The sequence below is a fragment of the Saccharothrix tamanrassetensis genome (assembly GCF_014203665.1).
Lineage (GTDB): Bacteria > Actinomycetota > Actinomycetes > Mycobacteriales > Pseudonocardiaceae > Actinosynnema > Actinosynnema tamanrassetense.
Window position 1 is genome coordinate 80,755 of record NZ_JACHJN010000002.1, and the last position, 15,022, is coordinate 95,776.

Sequence of the window (15,022 nt, forward strand, 5' to 3'; positions counted from 1 at the left end):
GCCAGGCCGCGAGCGGAGACCTGGCCGTCCGGGCTCAGTCCAGCGTGAACGGGTCGTACTTGATGCGGTCCAGTGGCGTGCCGGCGACGAGCATCCGGGACACGGTGGCCCGGATCATCGACGGCGAACCGCACACCAGCACGTCCCGGTCCTCCCAGGCCCCGTACCGGGTGACCACGTCGGCCAGGGTGCCCTGCTCCACCCCGCGCGCGCCGGGGTCGGACTCCAGCACCGGCACGACGGTCAGCCACGGGTTGGTCATGGCGAACCGTTGCAGGTTGTCCAGGTCGTAGAGGTCCTCGCGGGTCCGGCCGCCGACGAACAGGTGCACGCGGGGGTTCTCGCCCCACTGCGCCATCTCGTCGATGATCGCGTGCATCGGCGCGACGCCCGTGCCGCCGGCCACCATGAGCACGTCGTTGCCGGACTTCCGGTCGACGTGCAGCCGGCCCATCGGCGGACCGATGCGCCAGACGTCGCCCGGTTGGGTGTGACCGACGACCGACCGGCTCACCCAGCCGGCCTCCACCGAGCGCACGTGGAACTCGATGATGCCGTCGTCGCGCGGGGCGTTGGCGGGCGAGAAGTACCGCCACAGCCGGGCCCGTTGCGGCGTCTCCACGCTCACGTACTGGCCGGCGCGGTAGCCGATGGGGTGGTCCGGCTGGAGCCGCACCACGGCCAGGTCCCAGCTCACCCGCTGGTGCTCCAGCACGGTGGCGTGCCAGTAGGCGGGTCCGTCGTCGGCCGCCGCCGCCTCCTGCATGGCGCGGGCCATGATCGTGTACGCCTCGGCCCAGGCCAGCTCGACCTGGGGCGTCCACGCGCTGCCCGCGTACTTCTTCACGGCCGCCAGCAGGGCGGTGCCGACCGACTCGTAGTGCACGTTGACCACGCCGAACTTGCGGTGGTCACGGCCGAGCTGGCGCAGGAACGGGATCAGGTCGTCCGGGCGGTCCACCATCTGCACGACGTGGACCAGGGCCCGGAGCAGCCTGCTCCGCTGCACCTCCATGTTCGCGGGGAACATCTCGCGGGTCGCGGGCGCCAGGCTGAAGAGCATGCCGTAGAAGAACTTGGCGACCTCTTCGGAGCGCGGCTCGACCACCGCGAAGCTCTCCCGGATCATCCGCACCATCGCGGTGACACCCGGAGGAGGTTCTCGGTGGGGAGGGCTCGGGATGGGGCTCAACACAGCGTTCGCAGTCATGGTCCGGGCGCAGTCTCCACGTTTCTGGCGGCGCCAGCAAGGCGCTACGTCCTCGTCAAGCATCCATCCCCGACGATGGGAGGCTAACCCGTCAACTGGCCGGTTGACTCCTTGATGCCACCTTCGAGTGCAGTGCGATTACGCGCGGTCACGGTCAGTTGCAACTTTCAGGTGGTCATCCGGGGTCGGATTGACCTGCCCGGAGGCATGTCGGGCCGGATCCCGGTGGACGTCGGCGGGTCGAGCCACGATTTTCGCCGACCAAGTGCTTCGATCGGCGGAATCCGCGTCCCGACCCGCCGAAGCTACCTCGGCGGCGTCACCCTGGTGGCGGCTGGTGTTCCGCACCAGTGCGGTGTGCCGTGGTGACCTGTGGATTCCCACCTGCGGATTGTGGACAACTACGCCGGTGGTGTGGACAACCTCACTGCGACATGTGGGTGACCGGGTCAGGGGTTGGCGGCCCGCTCCGCTGCGCTGCGTTCCACGCAGAACTCGTTGCCCTCCGGGTCCGCCAGCACGACCCACCCCTTGCCGTCCGGCCGGCGCCGGTCGTCGACCAGGGTGGCGCCGATGCCGAGCAGCCGCTCCACCTCCTCGTCCCGCGTGGAGTCGGGCTGGAGGTCGAGGTGCACCCGGTTCTTCACCGCCTTGCCCTCGGGTACCTGGATGAACAGCAGTCCGGGGCCCGCGGGCAGCTTGATCAGCACCTCCGGGTCGCCGGGCTCGTCGTCGTCGGCCAGCGGCCTGCCGGTCACCCGGCTCCACCACTGGCCCAGCTCGTAGGCGTCCCCGCAGTCGATCGTGATGTGTTGCACGAGTGAAGTCATGCGCGGATCATCACGGGTCCGCCGGGCGGGCGCACCGGATTTAGCCCCCGTACGGGACGGTGATGATCTCCAGGTTGTGCCCGTTGGGGTCCTCGAAGTACACGCCCCGCCCGCCGTCGTTGGTGTTGATCACACCGGGTTCCCGGTGGAACGGGTCGGCCCAGTACGGCAGGCCGCGCTCGCGCACCCGGTCGAAGATCCGGTCGAACTCGGCGTCGGACACCAGGAACGCGTAGTGCTGCGGGGTGATGGCGTCGGTCACGGACATGATGTCGAGGGAGACCTCGTTGTCGGTCTCGACGCAGAGGAACGGCCCGAACGGGACGGCGGGTCGGAACCCGAAGACCTGGACCAGGAAGTCGGCGGTGGCTTGGGCGTCGTGAGCGGAAACGATGGTGTGGTTCAGCTTCACGGTCATGTCACTCACCGTAAAACCTCCAGCATGGTGGAGGTCAAGCCGTGGCCCAGGACACACCACTTCCGCTAGGTTGAGCGGAACTGGCTCAACTTTTCTGACGTTGAGGTGGGTGGCGGGCGGTTCGGAACGCCGGCCCTGTGCACGACACGCCGACCGAGGTGAGGAATGGACGCTTTCAACCCGACCACGAAGACGCAGCAGGCGGTGTCCGCCGCGGTGCAGGCGGCGACGATCGCGGGGAACCCCGACGTCAGCTCGGTCCACCTCCTCGGCGCGCTGCTGGCCCAGGGCGACGGGCTGACCGCGCCGCTGCTGTCCGCCGTGGGCGCGGACCCGAAGCTGGTGCACAAGGAGCTGGAGCAGCTGGCCCGCGCGCTGCCCGCGGCGAGCGGTTCGTCGGTGTCCGCGCCGCAGCTGTCCCGGGACGCCGTCCGCGTGCTCGGCAAGGCCCAGGAACTGGCCACCGAGATGGGGGACGAGTACGTCTCCACCGAGCACCTGCTGGTGGGCCTGGCCCACCACGGCGGCCAGGTCGCCGACCTGCTCACCCGGCACGGCGCGACGCCGGACGCGCTGAAGGAGGCGTTCGGCAAGGTGCGCGGCTCCGCGCGGGTGACCAGCCCGGACCCGGAGGGCACCTACAAGGCGTTGGAGAAGTACGGCGTCGACCTGACCGAACGGGCCCGCAAGGGCGAGCTCGACCCGGTGATCGGCCGCAACACCGAGATCCGCCGGGTGGTGCAGGTGCTCAGCCGCCGCACCAAGAACAACCCGGTCCTGATCGGCGAGCCCGGCGTGGGCAAGACCGCCATCGTGGAGGGCCTGGCGCAGCGGATCATCGCCGGCGACGTGCCGGAGTCGCTGCGCGGCAAGCGGGTCGTGGCGCTGGACCTGGGCGCGATGGTCGCGGGCGCGAAGTACCGGGGCGAGTTCGAGGAGCGGCTCAAGGCCGTGCTCAAGGAGATCACCGACTCGGCGGGCCAGGTGATCACGTTCATCGACGAACTTCACACGATCGTGGGAGCCGGCGCGACCGGCGAGTCCGCCATGGACGCGGGCAACATGATCAAGCCCATGCTGGCCCGCGGCGAGCTGCGGATGGTCGGGGCGACCACGCTGGACGAGTACCGCGAGCACATCGAGAAGGACGCCGCGCTGGAACGCCGGTTCCAGCAGGTCCTGGTGGGTGAGCCGTCCGTGGAGGACACGATCGGCATCCTGCGCGGCCTGAAGGACCGCTACGAGGTGCACCACGGCGTGCGCATCACCGACGCCGCCCTGGTCGCCGCCGCCACGCTGTCCGACCGGTACATCACCGCCCGGTTCCTGCCGGACAAGGCGATCGACCTGGTGGACGAGTCGGCGTCCCGGCTGCGGATGGAGATCGACTCCCGGCCGGTGGAGATCGACGAGGTGGAACGGGCCGTGCGCCGGCTGGAGATCGAGGAGATGGCGCTGGCCAAGGAGTCCGACCCGGCCTCGGTCGAACGCCTCGCCGCGCTGCGCGCCGAGCTGGCCGAGCAGCGCGAGACGCTGTCCGCGCTGACCGCGCGCTGGCAGAACGAGAAGGGCTCGATCGAGAAGGTCCGCGACCTGAAGGAGCAGCTGGAGCAGCTGCGCGGCGAGTCCGAGCGGGCCGAGCGGGACGGCGACCTGGGCCGGGCCGCCGAGCTGCGCTACGGCCGCATCCCGGCGCTGGAGAAGGAGCTGGAGACCGCGACCCGCAGCACCCAGGACGCGGCGGTGATGCTGAAGGAGGAGGTCGGCCCGGACGACGTCGCGGACGTGGTCAGCGCGTGGACCGGCATCCCGGCGGGCCGGCTGCTGGAGGGCGAGACGGCGAAGCTGCTGCGGATGGAGGACGAGCTGGCCAAGCGCGTCGTCGGCCAGGCCGAGGCGGTGCGCGTGGTCTCCGACGCGGTGCGGCGGACCCGCGCGGGCGTGGCCGACCCGGACCGCCCGACCGGCAGCTTCCTGTTCCTCGGGCCGACCGGCGTGGGCAAGACCGAGCTGGCCAAGGCGCTGGCCGAGTTCCTGTTCGACGACGAGCGGGCGATGATCCGGATCGACATGAGCGAGTACTCCGAGAAGCACTCGGTGGCCCGCCTGGTCGGTGCGCCCCCCGGCTACGTCGGCTACGACCAGGGCGGGCAGCTGACCGAGAGCGTCCGGCGGCGGCCGTACAGCGTGGTGCTGCTCGACGAGGTGGAAAAAGCTCACCCGGACGTGTTCGACGTGCTGCTCCAGGTGCTGGACGACGGCCGGCTGACCGACGGCCAGGGCCGCACGGTCGACTTCCGCAACACCATCCTGGTGCTCACCTCGAACCTGGGCTCGCAGGTCATCGCGGACGCCAACCTGGACGAGCGGCAGCGCAACGACGCCGTCATGTCGGTGGTCCGCACGCACTTCAAGCCGGAGTTCCTCAACCGGTTGGACGACGTGGTGGTGTTCCACGCGCTGGCCACCGAGGAGCTGACCTCGATCGTGGACATCCAGGTGGACCGGCTGGCCCGCCGGCTGGCCCAGCGCCGGCTGTCCCTGGAGGTCAGCCCGGCCGCCCGCGAGTGGCTCGCGATCAACGGCTTCGACCCGGTCTACGGCGCCCGGCCGCTGCGCAGGCTGGTGCAGTCCTCCATCGGCGACCAGCTGGCGAAGGAACTGCTGGCGGGCGAGGTGCGGGACGGCGACACGGTGAAGGTCGACGTCCTCGACGACCAATCCGGCCTGATCGTCGGCCGTACCTGAGCTTCGCCGGGCGAGGTCGCCGCGGGACTCCCGGGCGACCTCGCCCGTCCGAGCGGCACGGCGACGATTAGGCGCAGTGATCTTCGTTCTCGTCCCCGGGCCCGCTACTCTCGCAGTCGTGGGCATACCGGCGTGGGTCTGGTTCACCGTCGCCGCCGTCGCGGGCGTGGCGGGGTTCGCTCTGCTCGCGACCGACCGGGCGCAGCGAACCGCGCGTAACCGCGAGCGGCGTCGGTGGGCGGCGTTGCGCGGGTGGCAGTTCGAGGAGACCGACCACGTGCTGCCCACCCGCTGGGAGAGCGGCGCGATCGCGTACTACGGCACCGGCGTGGCGAAGGACGTGGTGGCGGGCTCGACGTTCACCGCGGACGGCCGCCGCCAGGTCTACGTGCTCGACCACGAGACCGGGGGCAAGGTCAACTCGGTGCTGGTGGGCGTGCGCTGCCGGCGTGCGCTCGGCGTGGTGGTCGAGCTGTGGCTGCCCAGCGTGCCGTTCCAGCGCGACCAGATGCCCGACCTGCTCGGCCCGGTGGGCTCGCGGTACGCGTTCGTCAGCGAGCTGCCCGCCGCCCGCAAGCTGATCACGCCGGACCTGGTGGACGCCGCCGAGGAGATCGGCGCGGACGTCACCGTGGTCTGGCTGGAGGACGACTGGGTGCTGGCGGCGGCGCCGCCGAACTCGACACCCGCCCGGCTGGAACGACTGTTGCGCGATCTCGGGGAGCTGGCAGACGTGGTCGACCCGTTCGACGCCGATCCGGACGCCGACACCGGTGGCGAGGTCCACCGCCCGCAGTTCGGCCGCAAGCAGTGACCCCGCCGCTCGCCCTGGTCACCGGCGCGACCGCCGGGATCGGGGCCGCTTTCGCGCGCAGGCTCGCCGCCGAGGGGCACGACCTGGTGCTGGTCGCCCGCACGGTGGACCGGTTGGAGGAGACCGCCGGGAAGCTGCGGGCGCAGCACGGCGTGCGGGTGGAGGTGCTGCCCGCCGACCTGGCGACCGGGGAAGGCCGCGGCGAGGTCGAGCGGGTGCTGGCGGCCCGCCCCTTCGACCTGCTGGTGAACAACGCCGGGTTCGCCATTTCGGGTGAGTTCTTCGCCGCCGACGCGGACAAGCTCCAGACCCAGCTCGACGTGAACGTGACCAGCGTGCTGCGGCTGACCCGCGCCGCGCTGCCCGGCATGGTGCAGCGTCGTCGGGGCGCGGTGGTCAACGTGTCCAGCATCGCCGGCTTCCTGCCCGGCCGCGGCTCGACCTACAGCGCGGACAAGGCGTGGGTGACCGCGTTCTCCGAGGGCATGGCGCAGGCCACGGCGGGCACGGGGGTGCGCGTGCTGGCCCTGTGCCCCGGCTTCGTGCACACCGAGTTCCACGAGCGCGCGCGGATCGACATGTCCAAGACCCCGGAGTTCCTCTGGCTGGACGCCGACCGCGTGGTGCACGACTGCCTGGCCGACCTGCGGTCCGGCAGGCAGCTGTCCATCCCCGGTCTCCAGTACAAGGCGATCGCGACGCTGAGCAGGCTCATCCCGCGTCCGCTGCTGCGCGCCCTGGCGTCCCGGGCCGCCGGAGCGCGCGGCCGGACCTGACCCACCGCCCCGCGATCGGTGGCGAACGGCGGGAACCCGACGGCCGTCCGGACCGTCCCACTCCCCGAATCGGAGTGAGGAGGGATCCGTCCATGGGTGAAGGCTTCAAGGTCGAGCCTGCCGAGTTGCACGGGTACGGCGAGCTGCTGACCCGCAACGCGCAGCACTTCCTGACCATCAAGGACCACGCGGTCACCAAGGGCGGTGACACCGCCGGCTTCACCGGGCTGCTGACGCTGCTCCACCCGGTCGTCACCGGGGTCGCGAACCTGTACGGCGAGACGCTGGACTTCGCGAACCGGATGATGACCAAGGAGGCCGAGGGCCTGACCAAGGCCGCCGACCTGTACGCCAAGGGCGAGGAAGCCGCGATGAGCCTGCTCGACGAGGTGCTGGCCAAGCTCGCCGAGGCCGCGCAGGCGCCCACCCTGGGCGGTGGCAGGTGACCGGGTACGCCGACGTCGAGGACCCCTCCGTCGCCCTCCGCGTCGCCGCCGAGGACCGGCCGGGCCGGCAGACCACCAAGGAGCTCATCGAGAAGGCCGGCTGGAAGATCCAGGGCGTCAACTGGATCTATGAGAAGGTCACCGGCGAGAACCTGATCGAGTCGCTGATCAGCCCGCTGCTGGGCGACTTCGAGAAGATCGACGCCAACGCCAACGCGTGGGACCAGGTCGCCAAGGCCCTGGACTCGGTGCGGCACAACGTGGGCGCGGGCGTGGAGCAGCTGTCGCCGCACTGGGACGGCGACGCGGCGCAGGCGTTCGAGCTGCGGATGAACACCATGTGGGTGCTCGCCATCGAGGCGGACTCGCAGGTGGCCCGGATCATCGGCAACAAGTTCCAGTCCATGGCGTCGACCTGCCGCACGGCCACCGGGCTGGCGCTGACGCTGCTGGACAAGCTGGTCACCAAGCTGATGGAAGCCGTGCTCATGGCGCCCATCCCGGTGGTCGGCTGGGGCAAGGCGGTGTGGATGGTCTACGACGCCATCCAGATCGTGGACGCCATCCGCAAGATCATCCTCTCCATCCAGACCATCATCGAGGGCGTCCAGGGCATGGTCGACGGCATCGTCGCCATGGGCACCGCGCTGGCCAAGCTCAAGGACGTGCGCGACGTCAACGACCTGCTCGACGTGGTGGACGGCGTGCAGGACGGCAAGCAGAAGTTCGACAACGGCAAGTCGGCGGTGAAGTCGGGTGCGTTCAGCCTCGCGCTGGACGGCTACGGCCTCAAGGGCGCCGTCGGCGGCACCGGCCGGTACACCGCGGGTGCGGGCGGCGGTGGCGGCGGGACGGCCGGTGGTGGCGGTGGCGGTGGAGCCCCGGCTCCCGCCCCGAGCGGTGCCGGCGCGGGCGGCGGGGGTGGGCAGTGACGTTCCCCTACGACCGGGCCCGGCTGGACGCGCTGGTCGCCGACGTGGACCAGCGGCTGGCGGCGGCCGAGCGGATCTCCCGTGAGGCCGTCCAGGTGCAGCTGCGGTCCAAGGGCCTGACCGAGGCCGACTACGCCGAGATCAACCGGTTCGCCAACAGCGCCGCCGCGCCGAAGGAACTGCGCGACCTGGCCCGCCGGATCGACGCGGGCGAGATGACGTGGCAGGACATCGCGTCCGGCGAGCGGGCGGGCGACGAGAGCGTGCAGCGCGCGTTGCAGGCCGGCGTGCCCGAGCTCCAGCGGGCCTACAACGCGCTCCAGGAGGGCAACGACCCGGAGGACGTCGTCGCCTCCGGCACCCCGCGACCGGCCCGCCGCGACGACGACGACGAGCCGGGGCAGTTCACCCAGGACGCCTGGTAGCCGCAGCGGTCAGGCGGCGGGGAAGTCGAACCCGCCGCCCCCGGTGTGGTTCGTGCCGACACCCCGGACCACGTCGAACGCGAGACCCACCGCGATCGCCAGCGAGCGCGCCGGTTCGGGGGTGCCCGGACGGACGTGCAGCACGTCCCGGCGCACCCTGCGGCCGTCCCGCCTGGCGATCGCGCCCTGCGTGAAGCCGGCCACGTCGCCGAAGTAGCAGATCCGTCGCCCGGACGGGTCGAGCAGCGCGTAGTGGGTGCGGCTCTCCTTGACCACCGAGCCGAGCGGGACGCCGTCCGGGCGGGACACCCGGGTGGGTGGCTTGCCCGGCCCTTTCCGGATCAGCAGCAGCGGCTGCCCGAGCTGCGACACCGCCAGGTCGAACGTCGTGCGACCCGAGAAACCCGTGGCGCGCAACAGCTTGCGCACCGGCCCGAGCCGCTTCCGGTCGGCCGCCACGGCGACCGGTGCGCCCTGCTCGGTGTACGCGCGGGTCTCGAAGCGGGTGCCGAACAGGTGCCGGGCTGCGCCCCACGGCTGCTCGACGATCAGGGTGTCGGGAAGCGTCACGGTGTGCCAGCGTACGGGCGTATGACAGTCTTGGAACCCGTGCGAACTGAAGTGGTTCTGGACTCCGGCGCCAAGGCCGAACTGGCGCGGTTGGTGAGCGAGTTGGCCGTCGTGCACGGCAAGGTGACGTTGTCCTCGGGTGCCGAGGCCGACTACTACATCGACCTGCGGCGGGCGACGCTGCACCACGCCGCCGCCCCGCTGATCGGCAGGCTCCTGCGCCAGCTCACCGCCGACTGGGACTACGTCGCGGCGGGCGGTCTGACGCTGGGCGCGGATCCCGTGGCGTGCGCGATGATGCACGCCGCCTCGGCGGCCGGTGACGTGCTGGACGCGTTCGTGGTGCGCAAGGCCACCAAGCAGCACGGCATGCAGCGCCGGATCGAGGGCATCGAGGTCGCCGGGCAGCGCGTGCTCGCCGTGGAGGACACCTCCACCACGGGCAGCAGCGTGCTGACCGCGGTCGAAGCCCTGCGCGAGGCGGGCGCGACCGTGGTGGGCGTGGCGACCGTGGTGGACCGCGGCACGGTGGCCCGTGAGGTGATCGAGGCGCAGGGCCTGCCGTACCGCTACCTGCTGGACCTCGCCGACCTCGGCCTGGCCTGACATGGTGAGCCTCGTCCTGCTCCTGGTGATCGTGGCGATCCTCGGGGTGGGGGTCGCCGTGGGGCTGGCGCGCCGCAAGCGCAACCCGTTCACGAACCCGCGGTTCGTGAACCAGTGCGAGCAGCGGATGCGGGCCTTGGAGGCGTCCCTGGGCTGGCGGTTCGTCGCCGAGGACCAGGGTTTCCAGGAACGCGTGCCGCAGATCGGCCGGATGCTGGAGGCCGACCGCAGCCGGGTGAAGTTCCAGCTGGTCGGCCACTGGCGGGGCGTGCCGGTGCTCGCGGTGGAGGTCGTGCTGCGCGCGGACAACATGGTGACCTCGGAGTACCGGACGTACTCCGTGGTCGTCGTGCCGCGTCCGATGCCGGGCCCGTGGGTGCTGATCAGCCCGCGCAACGACAGCGTGTGGGGCCTGTTCGAGCAGTTCGTGGCCACCGGAGACCCGGCGTTCGACGCCCGCTACGAGGTGCGCCGCAAGAACCCGGCCTTCGCCACCGCGCTGCTCGGCTCCGGCCTGCCGCAGGCCCTGCTCCAGGACCCGCGCGCGAACGGCGTGGCGATCGCGTTCGACGAGCACAACCTGGCGGCGGCGGTGCCCGGCCCGATGCTCCAGGCCCCGCTGGGCCACCTCGCCGACCTGCTGCTCGACGTGGCGTCCCGAGTCCCCTGGCAGGCGCTGCCGCGCGGGTGACGCGCGTTATATCAGGCGCATCCGCGGGTATTCCGGCCTACTCTGGCAGTCAAGGGAGGTCGCTGTGGTCGCGTTGGCGTTCGCCGAACTGGTCATGGTGCTCCACTTCGCCGTGCTGGTGTTCCTGGTGGTGGGCGGCTTCCTGGCCTGGCGCTGGCCGCGCCTCATCTACCCGCACCTGGCGATGGCCGCCTGGGGCCTGCTGGTCGTGACGTTCCCGCTGGCGTGCCCGCTGACCTGGCTGGAGAACACCTTCCGCAGCGCCGCCGGCCAACCGGAACTGGCCAGCGGCTTCATCGACACCTACATCGACGGTGTGCTGTACCCGGAGTCCGCGGCCCGCACCGTGCAGCTCCTGGTGGGCTTCGCGGTGGCCGCCTCGTGGGCCGGCTTCTGGCTGAAGCGACGGGCTGAACAAATGTGTAATCCGGTGCAGTTCACCAATCACCGATAAAGTGCCCATTCGGCCATCACCGTAGTGGACCAATCGAGTACCCGACCGTACGAATCGTAATTCCGCGGGCGTTTCCGTGCCTTACCCTGGAACCACGGGTCGGGGAAAGGCGGTCGGCGATGGGGGTGGCTCGGACACGTCTTGAGGTTCGGGAACCCGCGCACCGCGGCAGGCGTCGGGCGCCGGGGGCGGTGATGGGTTCGTGGCTGCGGGACTACGTGGTGCACTCCGGCGTCTTCGGACCGCTGGAGGCGTCCGCCGCGGCCTCGGTCGCCGCCGGCTTCGCGGCCGTCGCGGCAGGTCTGCGCGCCATCGGGTGGATGCTGGTCACCGGCGGTGTGACGGTGCTCGTCGTGCTGCTGGTGGCGAACCGGGTGGCGTGGCACCGCCGGGACGACGCGGAACGCCGGCTGCTGTTGCGCTACTGCGACACCCTGGAAAAGCGGCACGGCCGGAAATGGGCGGTGAAGTACTGGCACCAGGAAGTGGACATCCGGTCGAACGGGGACGTGCACCAGCACATCGCCTTCACCATTGTGGTCCGCTGTGACGAGTTGGACTTCTGCAGTTTTACCGATCGGACCAACTGGGACTGGCCGGTCCGGCTGATCCGGCGGGTGAAGGTGAAGGTGCGCAGTGTCCAGGTCGGCGGTGAAGGCGGCACGCGGTTCGGCGTGACCACCGCGTGGCTGGACCACCGGCGGCTGAAGACGATGGTGCACCTCGACGAGCCCGCTCTGCGCGGTGAAGAGGTGAGCTTCGTGGTGGACGTGTTCTGGCCCGCCAAGTGCGCACCGTTCATGAAGGGCTACCTGCCGGACGAGCTGCTGGTGTCGTTCGGCGAGATCGTGCCGTTCGCCCAGTACGTCATCACGCTGCCAGTCGGTTACCACGTGCGGGTGGACAAGCTCGGACTCGTGCCCACCCGCGACGACTACACGCTCACCCAGACCGTGAACCGGGCCGGCCAGCCGGAAACCACGCTGACCGTGTGCGACATACCGGCATATCGCAAGGTCGGGGTGAAACTGGATCTGGCCTGAACAGCGGCGGGTCACCCGAAGGAGTCATCCCGGCGAGCTGTAGTCTCCGCCGATGATCGATTCGACCTCGGCAGGCATTCCCCGTGGCGGCGAGACCGGAAGCGGCGGGGACACCGACAAGAAGTAGCGGTGACGACCCCGCTCGGGTGACGGGCGGGGTTCGCGATGATGGTCGGATGAGCGTCACGCTGGAGGGCTTTCACGCGGTCAAGCACGCGTTGCGGTTCGGTGCGGAAGTGGACCCCGTCGTGGTGCTCGACGCGGCGAAGGCGGTGGCGTTCGCCCGGTCCCATGCGCCTGACCTGGTCGGCGTGTTCGAGCAGCGCGCGCGGGTGGTCGATGCCGCCGAGTTCGTCCGGGTGGTCGGCCGGGCGCACCCGACCGGCGTCGGCGGTGTGGCCCGACGGCCCGCCGAGCCGGGGTTCGGTGCGCGGACCGCGCCGCTGGTGCTGCTGGACAACCCGCGCAACCTGGGCAACTTCGGTGCGGTGATCCGGGTGGCCGCCGGGTTGGGCGCCGGTGGCGTGGTGTCGGTCGGGGACGTGGACCCGTGGCACCCCAACGTCGTGCGGGGCAGCGCGGGGTTGCACTTCGCGGTGCCGGTGGGGCGCCTGGACGGGGTGGGCGGGATCGAGGGCGAGGTGATCGCCTTCGACGCCGACGGGGAGGACCTGCGGGACGCGCGGATCCCGGACGGCGCCGTGCTGGCCTTCGGGTCCGAGCGGCACGGGCTGTCGGACGTGGTGCGGGCGCGGGCCGACCGGGTGGTGTCGTTGCCGATGCGGCCGAAGGTGTCCAGCTACAACCTCACCACGAGCGTGGCCATGGCGCTCTACCACTGGGAGCTGTTCCGGCGCGCGACTTGAACGGTCAAGTGGGCAAGCTGGACGGGTGACGACGCCCAAGCTCCTCGCCGCCCGCGCGGGCGTGGCCGAACGCGCGGTCGAGTCGCGCCACCTGCGCCGGGTCTGGGGCCTGCCGGGCACGCTGCTCGGCGCCGTCGGGTGGCCGGTGGACTGGCCCGGCCGGGTGCACCTGCGGTTCGGCTACTGGTGGCAGGCGCACCTGCTGGACTGCGTCCTGGACGCCCAGCTCCGCGCCCCCAGCGACGCCCGGCTCACCACGATCCGGCGGCTGGTGCGCGGCATCCGGGTCCGCAACGTGCTCGGCTGGACGAACGACTTCTACGACGACATCGCGTGGCTCGGCCTGGCCCTGCAGCGAGCCGCCCGGGCCGGGGTCGAGAAGCCCGGTGCCGTCGACGCCATCGCGCGCCGGCTGCGCGCCGGGTGGACCGACCACGCGGGCGGCGGGATCTGGTGGAAGCGGAACGACGACTTCAAGAACGTCCCCGCCAACGGTCCGGCGGCGATCTTCTTCGCCCGCCTCGCGGGAGCCGGTGGCGAGTACGGGGACCTGGGTCGGGCTCGGTCCATCGTGGACTGGGTCGAGGACCACCTGCTGGACGAGGAGACCGGGCTGTTCTGGGACGGCCTGCACGTCCACCCCGACGGCTCGGTCCGGGAGGTCGAGAAGAACCTCTACACGTACGGCCAGGGCGTGGTGCTCGGCGCGTGCGTCGAACTCGGCAGCGCGGAGTACGCCGACCGCGCCGCCCGCATCATCACGGCCGTGGACAAGAACCTCGCCACGGACGGCGTGCTGCGCGGTCACGGCGGCGGGGACGGCGGCCTGTTCGGCGGGATCCTCATGCGCTACCTCGCGCTGGCGGCGCTGGAGCTCGACCGGCCGGAGGCCGCCAAGGCGGCCGACCTCGTGTTCAGGTCGGCGGACGCGCTGTGGGCGAACCGGACGACGGTGGTCGGCGGCCCGCTGTTCGGTCCGGAGTGGACGGTGCGGGCGGTGCGGCCGACGAAGGACGAACCGGAGCGGGACCTGTCCGTCCAGCTGGGTGGGTGGATGGCGTTGGAAGCGGCGGCCCTGTTGGAGCGCAACGGCTGCACGCCGCCGCAGAGCTGAGCCACGCCGGCCGCACGGCCGCGTCCCGGCGGAACTGTCTGCGCGAGTCGTCCGGCACGGGGAGCGCACGAAGGTCACCGAACCCAAGCCGGGTATCAGCACGGGCCCACGTACTAGTGACATCCGCAGGATTGGCGGTGTTTCAACTCGGGCGGCAGCCGGATCGTCTCCGGCGCCCGGTCCGGGTCCGCGATGCGCGCCAGCAGCAACCGCACGGCGGTCCGCCCGATCTCCTCCACCGGTTGCGCCATGGTGGTCAGCGGCGGGTCGACCAGTTCCGCCCACTCCACCTCGTCGTAGGTCACCAGCGCCAGTTCGCTGCCGATCCGCACGCCCCGCGCACGGGCCGTGTGCAGCACGCCCATCAACACCTGGTGGTCGCTCACCACCACCGCCGACGCCCGCCCGAGCAACGGGTCCAGCGACCGCGTCACCAGCCCCTCGTCCCACGCCAGACCGGCGCGCCCCAGGCCCAGCCGGTAGCCGAGCACGCGTTCGTCGGTGGTCGCCAGTCCCGGCGGGGCGGTGACCAGGCCGATCCGCCGGTGCCCCAGCTCCGCCAGGTGCCGCACCAGGGTGGAGGTGGCCTGCACGTTCTCCGGCCCCACCTGGTCCAGGTCCTTCGCCACGGTCAGCCGGTCCACCAGCACCGTCGGCACACCCAGCCGGCGCAGCTCGGGCAGCGCCGCCGACCCGGCCGTGGGCGTCAGCAGCACCCCGTCGACCCGGCGCGACCGCAGCATCCGCACCGCCGCCTGCTCCGACTCGGCGGAGTCCCGGGTGTCGATCAGCACCAGCGTGTACCCGGCCCGGGTGGCCTCGCCCTCGATCGCCGCGATGAGCTCCGCGAAGTAGGGGTGCGACACCAGCGACACCGCCAGCCCCAGCGACTTCGTACCCCCGGTGACCAGCGAGCGGGCGATCGCGTCGCCGGTGTACCCGGTCTCCTCGATCGCTTTCAGCACCCGTTCCCTGGTGCTCGACGCGACCGACCGGGTCTCGTTGATCACGTGTGAGACCGTGGTGATGGAGACACCGGCCAGCGCGGCGACCTCCTTCATGGTGACCATGGACCCGTC

17 protein-coding genes are annotated in these 15,022 nt (G+C 71.3%); 12 read left to right on the forward strand and 5 right to left on the reverse strand.

Annotation, left to right across the window (positions count from 1 at the left end; all coding sequences use genetic code 11):
- Nucleotides 1-34: 34 nt before the first annotated feature.
- The 3 genes from FHS29_RS05145 to FHS29_RS05155 form a co-directional block, all read right to left on the reverse strand.
- Nucleotides 35-1,138 carry an FAD-binding oxidoreductase gene (locus FHS29_RS05145; protein WP_184688790.1) on the reverse strand — a complete coding sequence of 368 codons (1,104 nt, stop codon included), beginning with the start codon at nt 1,136-1,138 and terminating at the stop codon, nt 35-37.
- Nucleotides 1,139-1,659: 521 nt separating this feature from the next.
- Nucleotides 1,660-2,040 (reverse strand): VOC family protein, encoded by a 381-nt coding sequence (locus tag FHS29_RS05150; RefSeq protein ID WP_184688792.1) that lies wholly within the window; start codon nt 2,038-2,040, stop codon nt 1,660-1,662.
- Nucleotides 2,041-2,080: 40 nt separating this feature from the next.
- Nucleotides 2,081-2,458 (reverse strand): VOC family protein, encoded by a 378-nt coding sequence (locus FHS29_RS05155; RefSeq protein WP_184688794.1) that lies wholly within the window; start codon nt 2,456-2,458, stop codon nt 2,081-2,083.
- Between the two features lie 165 nt (nt 2,459-2,623).
- Here FHS29_RS05155 and clpB point away from each other — a divergent pair, with 165 nt between their 5' ends.
- The 6 genes from clpB to FHS29_RS05185 all read left to right on the forward strand — a co-directional run bounded on the left by clpB (nt 2,624) and on the right by FHS29_RS05185 (nt 8,599).
- Nucleotides 2,624-5,206 carry an ATP-dependent chaperone ClpB gene (clpB, locus tag FHS29_RS05160; protein ID WP_184688795.1) on the forward strand — a complete coding sequence of 861 codons (2,583 nt, stop codon included), beginning with the start codon at nt 2,624-2,626 and terminating at the stop codon, nt 5,204-5,206.
- Between the two features lie 118 nt (nt 5,207-5,324).
- Entirely contained in the window at nt 5,325-6,020 is a 696-nt protein-coding gene (locus tag FHS29_RS05165) for a TtfA family protein (RefSeq protein ID WP_184688797.1), read from the forward strand.
- Nucleotides 6,017-6,796, forward strand: coding sequence for an SDR family NAD(P)-dependent oxidoreductase (locus tag FHS29_RS05170; protein WP_184688799.1), 780 nt, complete (start codon nt 6,017-6,019; stop codon nt 6,794-6,796). The genes FHS29_RS05165 and FHS29_RS05170 overlap by 4 nt, the downstream gene beginning before the upstream one ends.
- A gap of 92 nt (nt 6,797-6,888) precedes the next feature.
- Nucleotides 6,889-7,242: a hypothetical protein gene (locus FHS29_RS05175; protein ID WP_184688801.1), complete on the forward strand. Its 354-nt coding sequence runs from the start codon at nt 6,889-6,891 to the stop codon at nt 7,240-7,242.
- On the forward strand, nt 7,239-8,174 hold the full coding sequence (locus tag FHS29_RS05180; RefSeq protein ID WP_184688803.1) for a WXG100 family type VII secretion target: 936 nt from the start codon (nt 7,239-7,241) through the stop codon (nt 8,172-8,174). Before FHS29_RS05175 ends, FHS29_RS05180 begins: the two co-directional genes overlap by 4 nt.
- Complete coding sequence (locus FHS29_RS05185; protein ID WP_184688805.1) at nt 8,171-8,599, forward strand: hypothetical protein; 429 nt, start codon at nt 8,171-8,173, stop codon at nt 8,597-8,599. The genes FHS29_RS05180 and FHS29_RS05185 overlap by 4 nt, the downstream gene beginning before the upstream one ends.
- Nucleotides 8,600-8,608: 9 nt before the next feature.
- Here FHS29_RS05185 and FHS29_RS05190 read toward each other — a convergent pair whose 3' ends face one another.
- Nucleotides 8,609-9,169: a hypothetical protein gene (locus FHS29_RS05190; RefSeq protein ID WP_184688807.1), complete on the reverse strand. Its 561-nt coding sequence runs from the start codon at nt 9,167-9,169 to the stop codon at nt 8,609-8,611.
- A gap of 51 nt (nt 9,170-9,220) precedes the next feature.
- Here FHS29_RS05190 and pyrE point away from each other — a divergent pair, with 51 nt between their 5' ends.
- From pyrE to FHS29_RS05220, 6 genes are all read left to right on the forward strand, one after another.
- On the forward strand, nt 9,221-9,775 hold the full coding sequence (pyrE, locus tag FHS29_RS05195; protein WP_312864830.1) for an orotate phosphoribosyltransferase: 555 nt from the start codon (nt 9,221-9,223) through the stop codon (nt 9,773-9,775).
- A gap of 1 nt (nt 9,776) precedes the next feature.
- Entirely contained in the window at nt 9,777-10,466 is a 690-nt protein-coding gene (locus FHS29_RS05200) for a hypothetical protein (RefSeq protein ID WP_184688811.1), read from the forward strand.
- Nucleotides 10,467-10,530: 64 nt separating this feature from the next.
- The gene (locus tag FHS29_RS05205) at nt 10,531-10,920 is read left to right on the forward strand and encodes a DUF2784 domain-containing protein (RefSeq protein WP_184688813.1); all 390 of its coding nucleotides are present in this window, start codon (nt 10,531-10,533) and stop codon (nt 10,918-10,920) included.
- 194 nt (nt 10,921-11,114) lie between these two features.
- Nucleotides 11,115-11,963, forward strand: a complete 849-nt coding sequence (locus tag FHS29_RS05210; protein ID WP_184688815.1) for a hypothetical protein — start codon at nt 11,115-11,117, stop codon at nt 11,961-11,963.
- A gap of 176 nt (nt 11,964-12,139) precedes the next feature.
- Nucleotides 12,140-12,829: a TrmH family RNA methyltransferase gene (locus FHS29_RS05215; RefSeq protein ID WP_184688817.1), complete on the forward strand. Its 690-nt coding sequence runs from the start codon at nt 12,140-12,142 to the stop codon at nt 12,827-12,829.
- Between the two features lie 25 nt (nt 12,830-12,854).
- Nucleotides 12,855-13,943 (forward strand): glycoside hydrolase family 76 protein, encoded by a 1,089-nt coding sequence (locus FHS29_RS05220; protein WP_184688819.1) that lies wholly within the window; start codon nt 12,855-12,857, stop codon nt 13,941-13,943.
- Between the two features lie 113 nt (nt 13,944-14,056).
- On the opposite strand, the gene FHS29_RS05225 is transcribed toward FHS29_RS05220, so the two are convergent.
- The gene (locus FHS29_RS05225; protein WP_184688821.1) at nt 14,057-15,013 is read right to left on the reverse strand and encodes a LacI family DNA-binding transcriptional regulator; all 957 of its coding nucleotides are present in this window, start codon (nt 15,011-15,013) and stop codon (nt 14,057-14,059) included.
- Nucleotides 15,014-15,022 lie beyond the last annotated feature (9 nt).